The 18,282-nt window shown below is 62.8% G+C and carries 15 protein-coding genes; all 15 read right to left on the bottom strand.

What is annotated here, in order from left to right; all coding sequences use genetic code 11:
• Window positions 1-362 precede the first annotated feature (362 nt).
• The 15 genes from wag31 to rsmH all read right to left on the bottom strand — a co-directional run bounded on the left by wag31 (window position 363) and on the right by rsmH (window position 18,046).
• A complete protein-coding gene (wag31, locus tag EH165_RS05415) occupies window positions 363-1,124 on the bottom strand; it encodes a DivIVA-like cell division protein Wag31 (RefSeq protein ID WP_124798359.1) in 762 nt (253 codons plus the stop codon).
• A 182-nt stretch (window positions 1,125-1,306) separates the two neighbouring features.
• Entirely contained in the window at window positions 1,307-1,606 is a 300-nt protein-coding gene (locus EH165_RS05410; protein ID WP_124798358.1) for a YggT family protein, read from the bottom strand.
• Window positions 1,607-1,644: 38 nt separating this feature from the next.
• A complete protein-coding gene (locus EH165_RS16090) occupies window positions 1,645-2,310 on the bottom strand; it encodes a cell division protein SepF (protein WP_124798357.1) in 666 nt (221 codons plus the stop codon).
• Window positions 2,311-2,388: 78 nt separating this feature from the next.
• Window positions 2,389-3,150 carry a peptidoglycan editing factor PgeF gene (gene pgeF, locus EH165_RS05400; RefSeq protein ID WP_124798356.1) on the bottom strand — a complete coding sequence of 254 codons (762 nt, stop codon included), beginning with the start codon at window positions 3,148-3,150 and terminating at the stop codon, window positions 2,389-2,391.
• A gap of 6 nt (window positions 3,151-3,156) precedes the next feature.
• The gene (ftsZ, locus tag EH165_RS05395) at window positions 3,157-4,341 is read right to left on the bottom strand and encodes a cell division protein FtsZ (protein WP_124798355.1); all 1,185 of its coding nucleotides are present in this window, start codon (window positions 4,339-4,341) and stop codon (window positions 3,157-3,159) included.
• A 229-nt stretch (window positions 4,342-4,570) separates the two neighbouring features.
• The gene (locus EH165_RS05390) at window positions 4,571-5,329 is read right to left on the bottom strand and encodes a cell division protein FtsQ/DivIB (protein ID WP_124798354.1); all 759 of its coding nucleotides are present in this window, start codon (window positions 5,327-5,329) and stop codon (window positions 4,571-4,573) included.
• Window positions 5,326-6,753 carry a UDP-N-acetylmuramate--L-alanine ligase gene (gene murC / locus EH165_RS05385; protein WP_239020714.1) on the bottom strand — a complete coding sequence of 476 codons (1,428 nt, stop codon included), beginning with the start codon at window positions 6,751-6,753 and terminating at the stop codon, window positions 5,326-5,328. The genes EH165_RS05390 and murC overlap by 4 nt, the downstream gene beginning before the upstream one ends.
• Window positions 6,750-7,859, bottom strand: coding sequence for an undecaprenyldiphospho-muramoylpentapeptide beta-N-acetylglucosaminyltransferase (gene murG / locus EH165_RS05380; protein ID WP_124798353.1), 1,110 nt, complete (start codon window positions 7,857-7,859; stop codon window positions 6,750-6,752). Before murG ends, murC begins: the two co-directional genes overlap by 4 nt.
• Complete coding sequence (ftsW, locus tag EH165_RS05375; protein WP_164479128.1) at window positions 7,856-9,631, bottom strand: putative lipid II flippase FtsW; 1,776 nt, start codon at window positions 9,629-9,631, stop codon at window positions 7,856-7,858. The genes murG and ftsW overlap by 4 nt, the downstream gene beginning before the upstream one ends.
• A gap of 186 nt (window positions 9,632-9,817) precedes the next feature.
• On the bottom strand, window positions 9,818-10,912 hold the full coding sequence (gene mraY / locus EH165_RS05370; RefSeq protein WP_124798351.1) for a phospho-N-acetylmuramoyl-pentapeptide-transferase: 1,095 nt from the start codon (window positions 10,910-10,912) through the stop codon (window positions 9,818-9,820).
• Entirely contained in the window at window positions 10,909-12,372 is a 1,464-nt protein-coding gene (locus tag EH165_RS05365; RefSeq protein WP_124798350.1) for a UDP-N-acetylmuramoyl-tripeptide--D-alanyl-D-alanine ligase, read from the bottom strand. The genes mraY and EH165_RS05365 overlap by 4 nt, the downstream gene beginning before the upstream one ends.
• A 3-nt stretch (window positions 12,373-12,375) precedes the next feature.
• Complete coding sequence (locus EH165_RS05360; protein ID WP_206426122.1) at window positions 12,376-13,929, bottom strand: UDP-N-acetylmuramoyl-L-alanyl-D-glutamate--2,6-diaminopimelate ligase; 1,554 nt, start codon at window positions 13,927-13,929, stop codon at window positions 12,376-12,378.
• A gap of 68 nt (window positions 13,930-13,997) precedes the next feature.
• A complete protein-coding gene (locus EH165_RS05355; protein WP_206426121.1) occupies window positions 13,998-16,109 on the bottom strand; it encodes a peptidoglycan D,D-transpeptidase FtsI family protein in 2,112 nt (703 codons plus the stop codon).
• Window positions 16,106-16,918, bottom strand: a complete 813-nt coding sequence (ftsL, locus tag EH165_RS05350; protein WP_124798348.1) for a cell division protein FtsL — start codon at window positions 16,916-16,918, stop codon at window positions 16,106-16,108. The genes EH165_RS05355 and ftsL overlap by 4 nt, the downstream gene beginning before the upstream one ends.
• A gap of 171 nt (window positions 16,919-17,089) precedes the next feature.
• Window positions 17,090-18,046: a 16S rRNA (cytosine(1402)-N(4))-methyltransferase RsmH gene (rsmH, locus tag EH165_RS05345; RefSeq protein WP_124798347.1), complete on the bottom strand. Its 957-nt coding sequence runs from the start codon at window positions 18,044-18,046 to the stop codon at window positions 17,090-17,092.
• Window positions 18,047-18,282 lie beyond the last annotated feature (236 nt).

Here is an 18,282-nt window from a genome sequence, read left to right as displayed (position 1 = left end):
ATCCGCCGCGCCCGGGTAGGCGAGACGAAGGTGCAGGGACGAACCGGCAACTACCCGATCCGCGGTACCACCCCGCGTTGACAACCGCCAGGGAGAGCGGTCGACCACTTTTTGCCACTGACGGCTCTTGTCGTGCCGCGGACGTTCGGTTCTACTGAGGCTGCAAGGCCCGTTCTTCCGAAAAGGCTCACCGGTGATGGCCGGGTCAGTGCCTTAACAAGCTCATAATACGCGGGCTTATCAGGTGAGTAACACGCGCGCACACGCCAATTTTTCCATATCAGAACTGCATCTGTCCGGTACACAAAAAACGGCCCGACCCCAGTTACCCGGGGCCGGGCCGTACACCTTTTCGCTACGAACTACTGTTCCGTTTCCGGTCCATCGTTCGAGCCGTCCAGCTGCTCGAGCTGCTCGGTAATCCAGCCCCGCAACCGTGAACGATAATCACGCTCGTAGGTGCGAAGGTCGTCGATCTTCTGCTCCAAAGCCGTCCGCTGAGTGGTGAGCTGCGTCATCACTTCGGTGTACTTGCGTTGGGACTCCCGATCCATCGACTCGGCCTTGACCCGCGAATCGCGTTCGGTGGCTTCGGCAAGCGCGGTGGCTTCGGTGACCATTGTTTCCGAGTGGCTGGTGGCCTCGGTAACCAAGCGCTCCGACTCGGCATGCGCTTCGGCGAGCAAACGCTCGGACTCCGCACGCGCAGTTGTCAGGGTCTCGTTAGCCTCCTGTGCGGCGTCAGCCGTCAACCTCTCGGCTGTTTGCTGCGCCAAGCCAAGCAGCTTCGCTGCCTGGATGTGACTGTCTCCCCCGGCCTGGAAGGTCGGTTCAGCGGGAGCAGCTGGCTGTGCCACCACTGCCTCTGGCTCTGGCTCGCTCGGCTGCTTCACAAGCTCCACAGGTGCTGCCGGTTCCGGCGCTACTTCGCGCGGCGGCGGCGTCTGTCCGGACTCGAAGGCAGCGAGGCGGGAGGTCAGTTCGTTATTTAGCTCAATCAATCGTGCAAGCTCGTCTTCGACCAGGTCGAGGAAAGCATCAACCTCGTCCTCGTCATAACCGCGCTTGCCGATCGACGGCTTCTTGAAGGCAACGTTGTGCACTTCTGCTGGCGTCAGCCGCATTGCTTGTCCTCCGCTGTGAATCACTCGCCTGGAAAACGTCGACCTCGTGGCCAACGGCTCAAAGCCTTCGTTACTACCTGGAATTGTGGCATGCAGTGCAACCTCATGCTGACGTTGAACCCTACCTTGCCACGAAGATTATTCACCCCGATGCCAGCGGGCCTCAAGTCAGCATCACCCGATTAGGAGTTTGCTGCCAGGCTGAAAAGCAGCGGGAGAATCAGGATCTGGATCACAATGAGCAGTAAGAACAGGCTCAGATCGATCCCCACGTTGCCGATCCGCACCATCGGAATGACCCGACGCAAAGCCCGCAGTGGCGGATCCGTGACCGTGTAAATGACTTCCACCGTGATGGCGGACCGCCCGGAAGGGAGCCAGCCACGCGCCAGCATCCGGACGAACTCCACCACGATGCGGGCGATCATCAGTAAATAGAAAAACCACAGAGTCAGGTACAGAGCCTGCCAGAGAATATTCACTCTTCTACAGTATCTTCGACGCTTCGGGGACGCCGCACTCAGCGGCGACTGTAGGCCCCCGCGTACTCACGACGGTCCTCCGCGGAGAAATCAACATCGGGGGGTAACAGCATGAAAACCTTGGTCGTGACCTTGTCGATCGAGCCGCGCTTGGCGAACGCCAGCCCTGCAGCAAAATCAACGAGGCGACGCGCGTCGGCGTCGGCCATCTCTGTCATGTCCATGATGACCGACTGACCATCGCGGTACTTCTCGCCGATGACACGGGCTTCCCCGAATCCGGTGAGCTTGATGGTGACAGGGCGCGCAGCGGCCGTTGAGTCGGCGTCGCGTCGGACATCCAGCCGTGGTTGCATTGCCAGCGAACCTTGGGTGACGGGCTCGTTTGCGAAACTGTGGCCGGTGCTGCGTGAGGTTGCTCCGGCAGTCGGCTGGCGGTAGTCGCTCTGGCTGGAGCGCGGCGCGTACGAAGCACCTTCCGCGGCACTCCCGGCGTAGGAATCTCGCCGGCCGTAACTCGAAGAAGCACCCGCGTAGGTGGCATCGCGAGAAGAGCGGTAGTCGGCATCCGCGTCGTAGTCCGAGCTGTACTCGCCGGCGTAATCAGGGCCGTCAAAGTCTTGGTAATCGTCGTGATGTGCGTCGTTCCTGACGTCCTCTGGTACCAGCCCGAGGAAGGCACCGACCTTGCGCCCAAATCCCATGGAAATTCCCTTCCTGCGGTTCTTGCTGACCGTGCTGACGTTATCGCCACGAGCGGCGCGTGCGATGCAGCGACACGCCTAGTGCGGCAGACGGTTCACAATTTTCTCATCCGTCACAGCAGTCGAATGTGTGGCGGCGCTGAGTTCCAGCCACAGCAGCCCCGCCTGGCGACCTGTCGGCGCATCTCGCCGGTGGCTGAAGAAGGCTGGATCCTCTGCGGTGCAACAGGAGTCGACAACTACGCCGGATACACCCAGCGCCCGAAACTGACGGGCAAGCCCGGCGCGAAGATCGAGTCCCGCAGTCCCGACGGCGCTCTCGCAGGCACTTCCGGGCAATGCTCGATCGACGAGGTCTCGCATCGAAGCGGGCACCTCGTAGCAGCGGCCACAAATGGCGGGTCCGAGGACGATTGAGATGCCCGACACCGACGACCCGGCAGAAACCATGCAGCGCAGCAACTCTGGCCCGATTCCGGCGGCAGCGCCTTGCCGCCCCGCATGCGCCACACCGATCACCCCCACCTGCTCGTCGTATGCGAGGATCGGCACGCAGTCGGCCACCATCACAGCAAGACCCACACCGGGGGCGCTGGTGACAGCCCCATCAGTAGCGACGAGGACATCGCCTGCCGCATCCACCTGAACAATTTTCGTCGAATGCACCTGGTCCATCCAGACCACGTTGTTCACGCCCAGCCCCGCGCACTCAGCCAGCGTGACCCGATTCCTAGCAACGGATGTGGGATCGTCGCCGACGTGGGTGCCGATATTCAACGACCGGAAGGGCTGCGTAGAAACGCCACCCTCCCGGCCGGAGAAAAAGTACTGCACTCGCATGGGTACTTACCGCTTCATGAAGGGGGGAACGTCGACGTCATCATCGTCCTCGTCCATCATGCGGCCGCCACGCGAAGAACCGGACTGACCCATAGAAGACGGTGGGGTTGCCGGGGTCTCGGCTGGCGCATAGGTGATGGGTCGCGCTGGCGGCGTCGCTGGCGCTTCCGACGCGCGCACGTCACCAGCGGAGGCCGAAGCAACGGCCGAAGCACTGTGTCGGGTTGGTAAAGGTGCGCGGCTGGGGGCTGCGTCGAAACCTGCCGCAATGACGGTGACACGAACTTCGTCGCCCAAGGAATCGTCGATGACGGTCCCGAAGATGATGTTGGCGTCTTCGTGCGCCGCTTCTTGCACCAGCGAAGCCGCTTCGTTAATTTCGAAAAGGCCGAGGTCGCTGCCTCCCGCGATTGACAACAGCACCCCGTAGGCGCCCTCCATGGACGCCTCCAGCAAGGGTGATGAGATTGCCTTTTGGGCTGCTTGAACGGCGCGACCTTCGCCGCGTGCAGATCCAATACCCATCAGTGCGGTACCGGCGCCAGCCATCACGGACTTGACGTCCGCGAAGTCGACGTTGATCAAACCCGGGGTGGTGATCAGATCGGTAATGCCTTGGACCCCATTGAGCAGGACCTCGTCGGCGCTGCGGAACGCGTCCATCAGCGACACACCCAGATCACCTAACTGCAACAGCCTGTCGTTCGGGATCACGATGAGCGTGTCGCACTCGTTGCGCAGTTCCTGGATGCCGACCTCCGCTTGCCCACCGCGCCTCTTTCCCTCGAAGGCAAAGGGTCGGGTAACAACGCCGATGGTCAGTGCGCCAAGCTTTTTCGCAATAGAAGCGACGACGGGGGCGCCACCAGTCCCGGTTCCGCCTCCCTCGCCCGCGGTGACGAACACCATGTCCGCGCCCTTAAGAACTTCTTCGATTTCCTCGCGGTGGTCCTCGGCGGCTTGTCGCCCGACCTCCGGGTTGGCGCCGGCGCCCAGCCCCCTGGTGAGCTCCCGCCCGACATCGAGCTTGACGTCGGCATCGCTCATCAGCAGCGCCTGCGCATCGGTGTTAATCGCGATGAACTCCACGCCTCGGAGTCCGACCTCGATCATCCGGTTGACGGCGTTCACGCCGCCGCCGCCGATGCCGACAACCTTGATCACGGCGAGGTAGTTATGCGGTGGCGTCATGGCCCGGTGGCCCTTCTTTCGTTGCTGAGTGAAAAATCGAAGTACAGCGTTCGAGCTAGTGGAACAGCACTGCAACCCTAAACCTGAACAAGAACGTTATAGTTATGTCAAGCTGTTCTGTACTGACGACGGTAGGGGGCGGCTGGTACCTGCCGGTGGTAGGCGCGCCGCAGCGCACCACGTGCAATTGAAAAAACGGGTCTGCGCCGACAATGTGAACCTGCGCTAGTTACCGCACCGTCACCATGGCAGGGTCCGAGAGGTCGAACTTAGTCCCTGGTTGAGCAAGCACAGCGGGCAGTACCGCGGCCTTGCGCGCACTATTGTCTGCGCTGCCCCACTTCACTTCTCGTCCGTCTGCCAGGTCGAGGCTGATGTCATAGACAGATCTCGCCGATACCGACGTCAATCGCGCAGAGATCTCCGCGGGCAGAGCAGAAATCACCGTGAGTCCGGCGCGGGTGGCAGCATCCTCGGGTCCGGGGGTAGCTAGCCGCAGCGTTACCAAACCCGCTGGTACAGAGGGGGTTTCAAGGTACGGGAACCCCGAATCGTCCATCAAAAACAACGCGCTGTTCGCGGCAACCACCGCCACGGGAACGCGCGGCGTCACGGTGATAATGACCGAGCTGGGCCACCGGCGGCTAACCTGAACCGCAGCCACTGAGCCCACGGTCAGCACGGCCTCGCGTACTTTTGCAATGTCCAGCGAGATCAGCGGCGCACCAACGGAAATCGCCGCCACACTTTCGACCTGCGCCACCAGCTCGGGCGGTAGCTCCTGCCCGGACGCGCTCGTAACTGAGACTGTTTTAACGCCCAGAACCGGTGTCCCCCACAACACGTAGGCGCCGCCCGCCCCGATCAGCAGGACCAGCAGACAAGCGATCCAACCGTTTCTGCGGCGCCGCCTCGCTGCGACCATTCTCAATTTCGTGCGCTCATCACGGGTCAGCGTGGACCGGCCAGTTTCCAGCGTTGACGTCATCTCGACTCTTCTCCCGCCGTGAGAAGCTCCAGCAGTTCTGGTCCAATCATCGTGACATCGCCCGCGCCCATGGTGATAACGACGTCACCGGGGACGAGCAGCGCAGCGGCCGTGGTCGCCGTGGCGGCCATCGAGGGTTCGTACACAACGATGGCCGTCCCTGCTGGGATGGCATCAACAATCAGCTGCCCAGACACCCCCACTTGCGGCTCCTCGCGAGCTCCATATACATCCATTTGAATCACCAAATCGGCACCAGCAAGGGCCCGCCCGAAAGCCACCGCAAAGGTCTGGGTTCGCGAATACAAATGCGGCTGGAAGATAACCACGAGCCGCCCCTGGCCGACAATCGTTCGTGCTGCGGCGATCTGGGCCGAGACCTCGGTGGGGTGGTGGGCGTAGTCGTCATAGACCACGACTCCCGCCGCCCGCCCCTTGAACTCAAAACGTCGCCGGACCCCGGTGTATCGGGCGAGTCCGTCGATGAGAGGTTCCGCGTCGATGCCCAAGGCTAAGCCGGCCGCAAACGCGGCCACCGCGTTGAGGGCCATGTGTTCGCCCGGAACGTCGAGCGTCAGAGTGTGGGAGCGCCCCTGAGTCTCTATCGTCATGCGGCTGCCGTGCCCGAACTGCTCACTGTCGCGCAATAAAACATCGGCAGTGGCGCTGCGACCGTAGCCAATCACCCTGGGTGATCCCACCCCTAACCTGCCGACAAGTGCTGCCACACCAGGATCGTCAACACAGGCGATGAGAAACCCGCCCGGCGCGATGCGCTGTGCGAACTGATCGAAGACGGCGGTGTATGCCTCGGCGCTGCCATGGTGGTCAAGGTGGTCGGGTTCGAGATTGGTAATGATCGCGCCGTGCGGGCTGTAGGCGAGGAACGACCCATCCGACTCGTCCGCTTCGGCAATGAAGATGTCGCCGGACCCGGAATGCGCGCCGGTTCCGGACTCGTTCAGTTCGCCGCCGATCGCAAACGACGGATCCACCCCCGCGTGTTGCAGGGCGACGGTCAACATGGACGTCGTCGACGTTTTGCCGTGGGTGCCAGCAACACACACTCTTCGGTAGCCGTCCATCAGCGCGGCTAGGGCCGATGCTCTTCTGACGATGGGGATGCCGCGCTCCCGGGCCGCGGCTAGTTCCGGGTTGGATGGGTTGATGGCTGTTGAGATCACGACTGCCGTGGGACCGCCGGTGAGAAGGTCGAGATTCTCGGCCCGCTGTCCGATAGCGGTCTTCACCCCCCGTGCCGTCAACCCCGTGAGCACGTGCGAACCCTTGGCGTCAGAGCCGGAGACGACGAAGCCGCGGTCGATCAGGATTCTCGCGATGGCGCTCATACCCGCGCCGCCCACCCCCACCAAGTGGGCGCGCTCCAACGTGAAGCCGAGCCCAGCCGGAATGTTGTTGCTCACGTGCCTTCTCCCCTGCCTGCGGCGTGCTCTGCACCGAGATTTGCCACGATCGTGGCGAGCACCGCGTCCGCACGCCCTGTCGGCGAGGCGGTCGCAGCAGCAGCCATCGCTTCCCGCTTTGCTGGGTCTGTCAATAGCGGAAGCACCTGCGCCACCACAGATTCACGCGTCAGCTCGGCGTCGTCGATAATGATCGCCGATCCAGCTGCTACTTGTGCGCTCGCGTTCAGGCGTTGCTCTCCATTCCCGTGCGGCAGCGGGACGTAGACCGCCGGCATCCCGACAGCGCCGAGTTCGGCAACCGTCAGAGCGCCGGACCTGCCCAGGGTGAGGTCGGCCGCGGCGTACGCCATATCCATTCGGTCAAGGTAGGCAACAGCGACATAGGCGGGTCCCGGGTTGGTCGGTGCCTCGAACGAATTCTTCTTCCCGAACGCGTGCAACACCCCCACCCCGGCGGCGGCCAATTCCGGCGCAGCAGCCAGGACCGAGTCGTTGATGCGCACCGCGCCCTGCGATCCGCCGTACACCAGCAGGGTGGGCGCGTCGGGGTCAAGCCCGAAGAACTTCCTCGCCTCAGCGCGCAATCCGGCCCTGTCCAGGATGGAAATCGATCGCCGCACCGGGATTCCGATCACCTTGGCCGATCTCAACCCGGAACCGGGAACGGCAGCCACGACGGCGGCTGCAAAGCGCGCGCCGATCTTGTTGGCTATCCCCGCGCGGGCGTTCGCTTCGTGCACCACCACCGGTACCCGTCTGCGGGCAGCGAGATAGGCGGGTAGGCAGACGTACCCGCCGAACCCGACCACCACATCCACCTGCCGCTCCTCAATGATGGCGCGGGTGGCTCGAATGGATTTCCACAGCCGAAATGGCAGCAACAGCAGGTCTTTTGACGGTTTCCGCGGCAATGGCACCGCTGGCACGAGCACCAGCTCGTAACCGCGCTCCGGGATCAGCGTCGTCTCGAGGCCGCGGGCGGTACCCAAAGCAGTGATCCGAATGTTCGGATTAAGCCTTCTCAAAGCATCGGCCGTCGCAAGCGCCGGTTCGATATGGCCGGCGGTGCCGCCGCCGGCAATCAACACGCTCACAGTCTTCATCGGTAGTCCTGATCGTCGCGGAACTGACGGCGGGTTTCCTGTCGCTGCCCCCTGGTCCGCGGTGACCCGTCACGATTGCGGGGTGATTCGTCGCGGCTGCGCGCTGACGTGGCGGGTCGAGTTCGAGTGGGGGTGGAACGGGTGGGGGTGCTGCGGATGGGGGTGCTGCGGGCACGGATGCCAGAACCCCGGCCGCCGCCCGCCGGGGCGCCGCGATTATCTTGGTCAAAATCAAGCCCGCCGAACCGACTCCGCGGCGGGGGCACGGGCCGGCGGTCCCCACGCTGCTCACGACGTGTGGAAGCAATCACCTGCCCTCGGGCAGCTGCCTTTTTCTCCTTCTTTTCCTGCGCGGCTTTCCGCGCCGAAGTCCTGGCCCATTCACGGTTTTGCTGCTTGGCGGCCTTGCCCGCGAGCGCCTTTGCCTCCTCGATTGCAGTGCCCGGAATACCGATTCCAAAGAAGCGCGAGAGCCTGCCTGGGCCCTTTTCTTGCAACAGCGCCATCGCCTTGGGTTCACGCCTCGCGAAGTTAGCCAGCAGACCAAATATCGCCATCGTGACAATGAGCGACGTTCCGCCCGCCGAGATCATGGGCAGCGGAATACCAGTCACCGGCAGCAGGCCGATGACGTAGAAAATATTGATCGCGGCCTGTCCCACGAGCCACGCGGTCGATGTGGCGGCCACGAGTTTGACGAACGGATCCATATTGCGTCGCGCGATCCGGAGCCCGACCAGCGCCAGCGTCACATATAACGCCACCAATAGCCCTGCGCCAATCAACCCCAGCTCTTCACCAACAATGGCGAAGATGAAGTCGGATTCGGCGTGCGGCAGGTACTGCCATTTAGCGCTGGAATGTCCTAGCCCGACTCCGAACAAGCCGCCGTCCGCCATGCCATAAAGCCCCTGCAGCAGCTGCATTCCCGACCCCTGTGCATTCGCTTCGGGGTTGGCGAACGACACCAGTCGCTTCAGCGCGTAAGGGGTCGTAAACGCGTAGAGCACCAACGCACCAATGCCGCAGGAGGCCAGGATTGAGAAAAGCCACCACGAAGCTCCGGCGAAAAAGAAGAGCCCGAACACGATGATCATCAGCGCCGCCGTGGTGCCCATATCGGGCTCCAACATGATCAGGCCGCCCATGAGGAGCGCGATGGGCAACACCGGGATCAACAGTTCTCGCCACGAACCGAGGTTGGATCGCCGGGCCGCCAGAACATGGGCGCCCCAGATCACCATGGCAAATTTAGCGATCTCGCTAGGCTGCACCGTGAACGCGCCGACGTTGATCCAGCTTCGAGCACCGTTCACCCTGGGAGCGCCCAGCACCACCACGAGTAGACCCAGCGCGATGATCATTCCCGTGGTGGAAACTCCGCGGAGCCAGCTCAGTTTGATCCGCATGCAGGCGTAGAAGCCCACGAGTCCGAGTCCGGCAAACAGCAACTGGGATTTAAAAACTCCGAAGGACGAACCCTCTGTCTTGAAGGACTTGATAGAGGAGGAAGAAAGGACCATCAGCAGGCCATAGGCCAGAAGCAGGAAGAACACCGCAAGCAACAGGTGCAGTGACGTCATAGGGCGGTCAAGCCAGTCCGAGAAGCGAGCCTTGACCGCCCCGGCATAGCGTCGCGCCGCCGTCGGGGTGCGGGCGCGCTGCCGAGCAGCGACAGCAGCGCGGGCCCGTTCGGCGCCCGTCATAGGTGCGGGAGGTCCACCTGGCTTCGGCGTTTTAGCCGTGGGATTGTTCTTTGTCGGGGCGCTCACCGTGCGCTGCCTTGCCCACAACTCTCTTGCGTACGGACCATCAGTCCCACGCGCCCCACCGTCATCATTTGTCCATGGTGCTTGCCCGAGCAGATGATCGGCGGGACATCCGGGCGCGTGTCGCATCCACTGTCCCCTACGCGAGTGATGACCTGCGCGAATGCCCCGCTATCCCCCGAGTGAGGATCATCCGCCGGTGAGACTGAGCCACTCTGCATAAAACAATCCGAGGCCCAAAGCTGCCGATATCGCCGCGAGCAACCAGAACCGCACCATCACGGTGGTTTCGGCCCACCCGGACAGTTCAAAATGGTGATGGAAAGGCGCCATCCGGAACACTCGGACATGGCGGACTTTGAAAACGGCGATCTGGATCACCACCGACATCATTTCAACGACGAACAGCCCGGCGATGACGATCAACAAAAGCTCGGTTCGCGTCATCACACTCAGGCCCGCGATCAGGCCTCCGAGGGCCAACGAGCCAGTGTCGCCCATCATGATCCGGGCCGGGTGTGCGTTCCACCAGAGGAACCCGATGCAACCACCAAGTGCGGCCGCTGCCACCATCGCGATATCCAGCGGGTCCCGCGTGGCGTAGCAACCGGCCTCCGCTGCTGCGCTGAGCGTCGAGGAGTAACAGGAGTTGCGCAGTTGGAAGAAGCCGATTGCCACATATGTACCCAGCACCATCACAGAGGAGCCGGCAGCAAGTCCGTCGAGGCCATCGGTGAAGTTCACGGCGTTGGACCAGGCCGCGATTAACAGCACCACGAACACCGCTGCGCCAATGATTCCGAAGGAGAACCACGGCAGGTCTCTGGTGTAGGACAGAAACTTCGAACCTGGCGTTTCGTCGTTGGCACCCGGAAACAGGAAAATTAACACGGCAAACGACACTGCGATGAACGTCTGTCCCAGAAACTTCATCCGTTTGTTCAGACCGAGGTTGCGTTGCTGCCGGATCTTGACGAAATCGTCGAGGAATCCCACAAGCCCCATACCCGTGGTCAAGTACAACAACAGCCAGCCCGACGCCGTCGGACCGCCGCCGCCGTCCATCATGCTCACGGCGAGGGCTGAAAGATATCCCACCCACATCGCGATCAGGATCGCGGCGCCGCCCATGGTGGGAGTGCCACGTTTTTTCTGGTGGCTCTGCGGACCATCCTCGCGAATCTCTTGGCCGAAACCCTGCCGGGCGAACACCTTAATCAAGTACGGGGTGAGCAGGATCGCAACCGCCAAACCCACGATCGCGGCGATCAAAATACTTTTCACTCAGAAATTCCATTCTCATCTGCGTCGCCGGATGCAGGCGGGTTCCCGTGAAGTAGAGCATGAGCTACGCGCTCCAACCCAACCGCACGCGAAGCTTTCACCAAAACGACATCGCCAGGACGAAGCTCGTCCCCGAGGATCCGCACCGCATCCTCCCAGTCCGGTACGTGCTCGGATTCGCCGTCCCATGAGCCCTCGAGTTGCGCGCCCAAGTGCAACCCTCGCACCCCCGCACCCACTGCGATCAATCTTTCGATGCCGAGCCGAACCACCAACCGACCGATCTCGTCATGGGCGGCTCGAGATATCTCGCCCAGTTCGGCCATTTCGCCGAGCACGGCCCATCTTCTGCGGCCAGTGCCGATCGTGACCAGCGCTTTCAATGCAGCTTTCATCGCTTCCGGGTTGGCGTTGTACGCATCATTGATGACGGTGACGCCGTCGGCCCTATCAGTGATTTCCATCCGCCACTTCGAAGCGGGGCCACTGGCTCCCAGTACCTGAGCGATGTCCTGAAGGCTCACCCCAATCTCCAGCCCCACCGCCGCCGCAGCCAGCGCGTTGCTGACTTGGTGCACCCCTGATACCGCCAACTGAACTGGGACCGCACCTCGCGGCGTCATGAGAGTAAATCCCGCGCGCGCATGGTGGTCCTCGGTGACGTTCTCGGCGCGGACATCAGCTCCTGGGTGGGTGCCAAAAGTGACAACACGCGCCCTCGTACGGGTGGCCATCGCAGCTACCCGTGAATCATCCGCGTTCAGAATCGCGACGCCGCCATCGGCTGCAGCGGGCAACGCTTGCACCAGTTCGCTCTTTGCCTGCGCGATGCCGTCGACCGAACCGAACTCGCCAATGTGGGCGCTGCCGACGTTCAGCACCACCCCGATCCGCGGCGGCGCCACCTTCGCCAGCATCGCAACGTGGCCAGGTCCGCGAGCAGAAAGTTCCAGCACCAAAAAGCGGGTCTGCTCCGTCGCGCGGAGCACCGTGTAGGGGTGGCCCAGCTCGTTGTTAAAACTCTCCGGGGGCGCAATCGTGCTGCCAGCGGCCGATGCCAACGCGGCAATCAGATCTTTGGTCGAAGTCTTGCCCGCCGAACCGGTGATGCCGATGGTGGTGAGCTGACCCTGCGCGGTCAACGCTGCGGCAGATCGGGCGGCAAGCTCTGCAAGTGCCTGTAGCACGGCGTCATTATCTGCAACGCGCAGCAACGGCACGTCGATGTCGAGATCTTTGCTGCCCAACACAGCCACCGCACCCGCCGCCACCGCTGCGTCCACAAAATCATGACCGTCGACGCGCTCTCCGACTAGCGCCACAAACAGCGCGCCGGGGCTCACCTTTCGCGTATCGAATTCCACCGACGTAACCCCAGAGTCGTCGGTGGCATCTTTCGCGCTGCCGAGAATGGGGGTACCGATAGCTTCCGCAACCTCGGACACTGTCATGCTCTTCATCTGTTAATCGCCCTCGTTCGTAATCAGTTTCGCGCGCGCATCCACCAAAGCAGCGGTCAGCTCCGCCACATCGGAGAACGGAATTATCTTCTCGCCAACATATTGGCCGAGCTCGTGGCCCTTGCCAGCAATGACGACAGCATCGCCCGGCACCGCGGCGGCAACCGCGGCTCGGATGGCTTGCCGACGATCACCGATCTCGTGGAGGCGACCAGCGGTGTTCGGGTGTGTCAACGCGCCCAGCATTATCTCCTGCCGGATGGACGCCGGGTCTTCCGATCGAGGATTGTCATCGGTGACGTAGATCAAGTCCGCGGACTCACCGGCAACCGATCCCATGACTTGGCGTTTTCCGATGTCCCGGTCCCCGCCGGCGCCGAAAACGACAATCACTTTGCCGCGCACCGATTCCCGGATAGCAGAGAGCACCGCCTTCAACGCAGCAGGCTTGTGAGCGTAGTCAACTACGGCCAGAAACGACTGCCCGCCATCCACCGCCTGCATCCTTCCGGGCACCACCACACCAGAAATCGCTGCGGCGGCCACCACCGGATCGAAACCGGCCGCCGCCACCGCCCCGAGTGCAATCAGCGTGTTCGAAATGTTAAAGGTCCCCGGCAGCGCCAGGGCTACTGCGACAGTGAGGTCGGCTGGCCCGTTGATCTTCAGGAGCGACACCCCGCTCGGCGCTACCTCGCTGTGTTCAAGTTGCCAATCGGCAGTCGCGCCCGCCGCCGACACGGTGGTGAATTCGGGATGGCCGGCTGCCAACCGGCGCCCATATTCGTCATCGATGTCGACAACGCCAGCGCGCGAGCGTCCATCGAAGAGAAGCTCCTTAGCCTGGAAGTACGACTCCATGTCGCCGTGGAAATCCAGGTGGTCCTGGGACAAGTTGGTGAACGCGCCCACCGCAAACTCAATGCCGGCCACTCGGCCCAGGGCCAGAGCGTGGGACGAGACCTCCATAGCCACCGACTGGACACCGGCCTGAACCATGACCGCCAACAGGGCCTGCAGGTCTGGCGCTTCGGGCGTGGTGAAGTCGCTGGGCACTACCTCATCACCGATGCGAGTTTCGACCGTCCCGATGACCCCGGTGCGTTGCCCACAGGCCCGCAGCCCGGCCTCGACCAAGTACGTGATGGTCGTCTTACCCGACGTCCCAGTAACGCCGATGATGGTGAGCTTCTCGCTCGGATTTCTATAGATCATCGACGCGGCGGCGCCGAGAACCACTCTGGGGTCGGAAACGACGAGAACCGTGGGTACTTTCACGCCGAGACAGGCATATTCGGCAGCGATCTCGGCCCCGGCCTGATCCGTCAGAACTGCAACCGCGCCCGCCGCGACAGCTTCCGGGATCGACCTGGCGCCATGGGTTTTGCTCCCCACAACCGCGGCAAACACGTCCCCGGGTAGGACCTCTCCGGAACGCAGCGTTATACCGGTGACAACCTCGCCAAGCGGTTCCTCATTGCTCGAATTGTCGCCAGACGTACGCGATAGCGCACCACTCGAGGCCGGGACGACGGACGCACCAACAGTTCTGCGCACTGCTTCCAGAGGGAACGGCGCCAGATGGCGAGGTCGAGGGCTCGGGTTTGATGACACGAGGAGAAAATCTACCCGCCATAGTTCTTGTAGAGGTCATATACCGGTGCGGGCGTGGCCGACGGCGGAACGTCAAAGGCGCGCATGGCATACGCGGCAATATCTTTGAAGAGTGGAACCGCGTTCTTTCCCATCGTCGGAGCATCTAACATGATCGCCACCGCGAAGCGAGGGTTATCCGCCGGGACGAGGCCAGCGAACGTCGAGTTGTACTTGGTGGCCGAGTACTGGTTGGTCTCTGGGTCCACCTGCTGAGCGGTGCCCGTCTTGCCACCCACCTGATACCCCGTGATCGCCGCACCGGCAGCGGTGCCCTTATGGGAGATATCGCCGTCCTGCGTTGTGGCGCGCAACATGTCCCGCAGCGTGTCCGCGGTGGCTGGAGACATGACAGGGACACCTGGCTTGGCAACAGCTGGCGTGAACACACCGTTCGTTGTCGTACCTGCAATCACGGTCGGCGGAATCCGCACGCCGCCGTTCCCAATTGCCTGGTACATGGATGCAAGCTGCACCAGCGTCATCGTCAGACCCTGCCCGATCGGCAGGTTGGCGAACGTGGTGGAGGACCACCGGCTATCGCCCTCTTCCGGAACGATGCCCTTCTCCTCCCCCGGCAGTTCAATTCCGGTCTTCTTACCCAGGCCGAACTTTTTGAGCTCATCGGCGAATGCCGCCTCGCCCACCTTCTGCGCAATCATCAAGGTGCCGACATTTGACGATTTAGCCAGGATGCCCGTGGCCGTCATATCGATCTCGCCGTGTTTCCACGCATCATGCACGGTGATACCGCCCATTTTGATATCGCCGTCGACCTGCAACACTGACTCGGGAGTAATCAAGCCTGCCTCGAGCGCCGCAGCGAAGGTGACGACCTTATTCACTGATCCCGGCTCGAAGGTCTCGCTCATCACCGGGTTCGACACACTGTGCGCCGGGTCCTGACCCGCCACCGAATACGCCAACGAGTACACCTGGCCGGTCTTCACATCCATCACGACCGCCATGCCTTTTTTTGCACCGGTCGCAGCGACGTAATCGGTGACGTACTGCTGCACCTGGTACTGAAAGTCCGCATCCATCGTGGTGTTGATGTCGGTGCCATTTTTAGCTGGCACCTCGTCGCGATTGGTACCGGGGATGACGCCGCCGCGGGCATCCACATCGGCCACCCGACTGCCGTCGGTTCCCGAGAGCACCGAGTCGTACATGACTTCGATGCCCATGGTGCCGTGACCATCCCAGCCGGTATTTCCAACGATCGAACGAGCGACTCCGCCGTCTGGATACTGCCTAATATCCTGCCGTTCTGTCACGACCGCGTTGACTTGATCTTTCGTCACTGTGCGAATGTCAGCCATGATGGCGTCGGTTTGGGCAGGCATGAGGTTCTTCGCCAGATACACATACTTCTTACCCGACAACAGCTGTTCCATGATGGCATCTGCGGACACCGCCGGACCCAGCGCGGCCACCAGGATGTCAGCAACTTGGTGACGCTGCACATCCGAGACGAACAGGGCTGGCCTGGCCGCGATCATTCGCCCCTCGACGGTGAAGGCCAGCGGAGTTCCGTTGCGGTCGACTATGGCGCCGCGATCGGCGAAGAGCGTGATCTTGTCTGCCCGCTGGCTCTCGGCCTTTGCCGCGTATTCCGCTGCGCTGACCCCTTGAACGAACGTGAGTTTGACGATTGCGGCAACCAACATCACCAACAACACGCTCAACGCAATCTTGATCCGCCTGTTGGAGTCGCCGGGTGCCATGCGTGTGCGACGTTGCCTGCGACCACGGACCGACTTAGCCTTTGCCTGCGCCGATCGGGCAGCTGCGCCTTTGGCCGTGGGCTGCGGGTTGGCAGGGCGAACTTCGCGACCTGCCGGACGCGCTCCCCGCCGTGGCTGAGCCGCCGCTTCAGCGGATGAGCGTCGCGGCCGTGCGCCCGCACTTGCGCGGCGCGGCGCGGCCGCACCCTCGCGGCGCGGGTTGCTCCCCGGGGTGCCACCATCGCCAGCAGCGCCCGCCCAGACGCGGCGCACCGGAGCGCGCAGCCCGGCTGCGAACTGACCTTCGGCTGGCCGACGGCCGATCCGGGTGCTGTCCGTTCTCTTTTCGTAAGTCATCCGGCACTCGCTGCGGTGGTGACGGCAGCGGGTGGAGCCTCGATAGCCGGTGGGGTTTGCACTGGCGGAACCTCGGTTGCTGGCTGCACCTCAGCTGGCGCGGCGGGGGGCACCGCGGCCCCAGCAGCCGCCGATTCCTGAGCCTGGCTTGCTGCTTGCGCTTCACTTGCTGCCTGCGCTTCACTGGCTGCTTGCGCTGCTATGGCTGCCTGCGCTTCACTTGCTGCCTGCGCTGCTATGGCGGCTTGAGCTGCAGCTTGTGCATCGGCAGCAGTCTTAGCGGCGGCCGCAGCCTGGCCATCTGCGGCGGCTTGAGCCGCTGCTTGCGCAGCCAAAGCCGCTTGCGCCGCCGTGACAACGGGGTCTGGCACTGCTGTCGGCGTGCCGACCACCCGCCCGCTGCCATCGTCGCCGACGACCAAGATCGCCGAGTCGCCAGCGGGCACCAGACCCAGCGATTTGGCAGCAGCTGCAATCGCAGGGGTCGCGTTTTTATCGGCGATGTCGCGCTTGAGCGCTTCGATTTCCAACCGCAGGCTGGCAGAGCTCGCCGTGGCCTTGTTTGCCTGTAGGCCGGCCTCGTCCGTCATCGTGTTGAGCCACAGCACTCCGACAATTCCTGCCGCCAGGATGGTCAAAAGAACCGCCACGAATGGCACCCGCGCCAGCTGCTGACGGACGGTGCGGTGCTCGATGGCGGCCGCTGGCACCATTTTGCCGCTCCGCCTCGCGCGTTTCTCGTACGCCTTCTGTGCGGCGCCGCTCCGGCCAGCCTGCTTCGCCGGCGCAAGTGATTGCTCAATGACCATGGTGATTCCCCCGCCACGCTGTAATAACTGAAACGAACCGATCTAGTGGAACTACGGACTTCGGTGCGCAGCCCCGCTGAGCGTGAACTCTCCGGGTGCTGACGCGAATGGGAGTGACGCCGTCACTGACATGGGCTGTCACGCCTGGGGCCGGGAACGCTTCCGTCCTCGTCATACCGAGGCCCGAATGCGTTCTACAGCGCGGATTTTCGCCGATGCCGCGCGCGAGTTGGCCAGCACCTCGTCATCGGTGGGAGCTTCGGAGCCGCGGGTAATCCACGTGAGGTGCGGAGCAAATTCGGGCAGGTCCATCGGGAGGTCCAAGGGAGCAGACGACTGTGTCTGCGGCGCCAACAATTTCTTCACGATCCGGTCTTCCAGACTCTGGAAGGAAATGACTGCAAGCCGGCCCCCCACCGCCAACGCTGTGACCGCAGCCGGGATCGCCCTGCGCAAGGCGCCAAGTTCGTCGTTGACCTCTATCCGCAGCGCCTGGAAGGTGCGTTTGGCCGGATGACCGCCCGTCCGCCGAGCCGCAGCCGGAATCGCAGCGCGGATCAGTTCCACGAGTGGTCCGCTCGTGGTCCAAGGCTCCTCCCGGCGTCTTTTGACGACTTCGGAAACGATGCGGGTGGCGAACTTTTCATCGCCGTATTCGCGGAGCAACCGCACGATGTCTCCGGGTGCGTAGGTGTTGAGCACGTCGGCTGCGGTGATGCCCGTGGTCGGGTTCATCCGCATATCGAGCGGAGCATCGACGGCGTAGGCAAATCCGCGCTCTGTGCGATCCAGCTGCATGGAAGAAACTCCAAGATCGAACAAGATGGCCTGCGCGCTAGAAATCCCGCGCTCGCTCAACACGGAACCGATCTCGTCATAGACGGCGTGCGCGGCGTCGAAGCGTTCGGAGAATCCGGCGGCAGCCACCCGCTCCGTGGCCATCAGTAGAGCAGTGGGGTCCCTGTCGATCCCGATCACCCGCAAGTTCGGATACATCGTCAACATCAGCGTGGTGTGACCGCCAAGGCCCAAGGTGCAGTCAACGAGAACCGAGCCCGGAGCCTGCAGGCTTGGTCCCAGCAACGTCGCCACGCGTTCGGCTAGCACCGGAACGTGCTCGTCGACCATGGGGAACCCTTCTTGCGGTACGCGGTGGTTGCGGTACGTGGTGGTTGCGGTCCAGAGGTGACTGGGGCGGGGTGCTCATCTGTGAAGCGGGCATCATGCATCATTCGCGTGTCCATGTCGTCTGGTCCCCACCCGTTGGCACACCTGACGCGGGGGAAGTCGCTTCAGGGGGGCCGATGTGGTCGAAGGCTTGGCGCGGGGGAAGTCGTGCCAAGATTTTCGCCAGAACGGGTGCA

Origin of the sequence: Nakamurella antarctica (assembly GCF_003860405.1) — a bacterium.
Taxonomy (GTDB): Bacteria; Actinomycetota; Actinomycetes; order Mycobacteriales; family Nakamurellaceae; genus Nakamurella; species Nakamurella antarctica.
The sequence above is the reverse complement of the archived record's forward strand: the minus strand, read 5'-3'. Positions and strand labels throughout refer to the sequence as shown.

Excerpts from the sequence above, each read along its gene's own strand:
- ftsZ (WP_124798355.1), bottom strand. The coding sequence starts at position 4,341 with ATGACGCCACCGCATAACTACCTCGCCGTGATCAAGGTTGTCGGCATC.
- EH165_RS05355 (WP_206426121.1), bottom strand. The coding sequence starts at position 16,109 with ATGACTTACGAAAAGAGAACGGACAGCACCCGGATCGGCCGTCGGCCA.
- rsmH (WP_124798347.1), bottom strand. The coding sequence starts at position 18,046 with ATGGTCGACGAGCACGTTCCGGTGCTAGCCGAACGCGTGGCGACGTTG.
- EH165_RS05390 (WP_124798354.1), bottom strand. The coding sequence starts at position 5,329 with ATGACGTCAACGCTGGAAACTGGCCGGTCCACGCTGACCCGTGATGAG.
- wag31 (WP_124798359.1), bottom strand. The coding sequence starts at position 1,124 with ATGCGGCTGACGCCAGCAGAAGTGCACAACGTTGCCTTCAAGAAGCCG.
- murG (WP_124798353.1), bottom strand. The coding sequence starts at position 7,859 with ATGAAGACTGTGAGCGTGTTGATTGCCGGCGGCGGCACCGCCGGCCAT.
- ftsL (WP_124798348.1), bottom strand. The coding sequence starts at position 16,918 with ATGGTCATTGAGCAATCACTTGCGCCGGCGAAGCAGGCTGGCCGGAGC.
- EH165_RS16090 (WP_124798357.1), bottom strand. The coding sequence starts at position 2,310 with ATGGGATTTGGGCGCAAGGTCGGTGCCTTCCTCGGGCTGGTACCAGAG.
- pgeF (WP_124798356.1), bottom strand. The coding sequence starts at position 3,150 with ATGCGAGTGCAGTACTTTTTCTCCGGCCGGGAGGGTGGCGTTTCTACG.
- EH165_RS05365 (WP_124798350.1), bottom strand. The coding sequence starts at position 12,372 with ATGAAGAGCATGACAGTGTCCGAGGTTGCGGAAGCTATCGGTACCCCC.